This window comes from Amycolatopsis dongchuanensis (assembly GCF_039542405.1).
GTDB classification, from domain to species: Bacteria; Actinomycetota; Actinomycetes; order Mycobacteriales; family Pseudonocardiaceae; genus Amycolatopsis_E; species Amycolatopsis_E sacchari.
The window spans coordinates 1-1355 of record NZ_BAABIB010000024.1; the positions used below are offsets into that span (position 1 = coordinate 1).

At 70.6% G+C, this 1355-nt stretch carries 1 protein-coding gene; it reads right to left on the reverse strand.

What is annotated here, in order from left to right:
* Positions 1–10 precede the first annotated feature (10 nt).
* Positions 11–928: a zinc-binding dehydrogenase gene (locus ABFX51_RS05500; RefSeq protein ID WP_346052586.1), complete on the reverse strand. Its 918-nt coding sequence runs from the start codon at positions 926–928 to the stop codon at positions 11–13.
* Positions 929–1355 lie beyond the last annotated feature (427 nt).

The following is a 1355-nucleotide window of genomic DNA, read 5'->3' on the forward strand; positions in this document are numbered from 1 at the left end:
TACCTCCTGCTCAGGAACCTACATAACCCCTGAGCCACAAAGTCTGACGCGCGACATGGAGGCCGTGACTGCCGAGGATGCGCAACTCGTCCGCGATGACGCGGTGCATGGGGATCGGGGGGACACCCTGCTCGGGCGGCATGAGCCCGACCTGCACGTGCCGTCCACGCTTGCGGAGACTGGCCACGGAGGCGGCGCAGGTGGCGGGCAGCCCGACGCAGTCGAGGGACAGGTGGGCGCCACCGCCGGTGATCTCGCGGATCTCCTCGGCGGGGTTGTCGCTCTGGATGGTGACTTCGGCACCGAACTGCTTGGCCATGGCGAGCACCTCGGCGGAGAGGTCGACGGCCACAACGCGCGCCCCAGCGGCAACGGCGAGCAGGACGGCGGACATGCCAGCCCCACCGCACCCGTGCACGGCGACCCACTCCCCGGCAGACAGCTCCCCCTGCCGGAGGACGGCCCGGAAGGCGGTCCCGAAGCGGCACCCGAGCGCGGCGGCGGTGACGGAGTCGAGCCCATCGGGCAGCGGCACGAGGTTCACGTCAGCGTGGTCGAGGGCCACGCGCTCGGCGAAGGACCCCCAGCCGCTGAACCCCGGCTGGAACTGGTTGTCGCAGATCTGCTGGTTGCCGGAGGCACACTGGGGACACGCTCCACACGCACACACGAACGGCACGGTGACCCGCTCACCCACCCGCCGGACCCGCACGCGCTCCCCCACGGCGACGATCGTCCCGGCGAGCTCGTGCCCGGGCACGTGGGGCAGCCTGACGTCGGGGTCGTGCCCGCGCCAGGCGTGCCAGTCACTACGGCAAACCCCAGTCGCCTCGACGGCCACCACCACGCCATCGGGAGACGGGATGGGCTCGGCCACGTCCCGCACCTGGGGCAGGTCCCCGAACGCCTCGAACACCACAGCACGCACCGCACCACGATACGTGCCACGAAGGACAGTGGGATGTGGCATTTGACGATCCGATGCACCGCACCGGAACAGCGGCAGCCACCCCACCACCACCACCCGGCGACGCGAAGCGAGCGGCCACACCGCCCACACCCACCCCCGCCCCGATCCCCAGCCGCACTTACGGCCGATCCGGCGGGTCAAGAGTGGGCGAAGCCCATCCCGAAGGGACGCCGAAGGCGCTCTTGACGCGACGGATCGGCCGTGAACACTCAAAGATCGGGGCGGGGGTGGGGCCGCTCAGCAGGGCGCGCCAGCGCCGGGAGACCCCGTGCCCGACTTGACCAGCGAGGAAGCCAGCCCAAAGATCAAAAGAATGCCTCGCCGGCGGGCAATACCGCTAAGTTAGGCGGGGGTTGGGGTCTGACACGCGTGGCGGGGCTCCTGT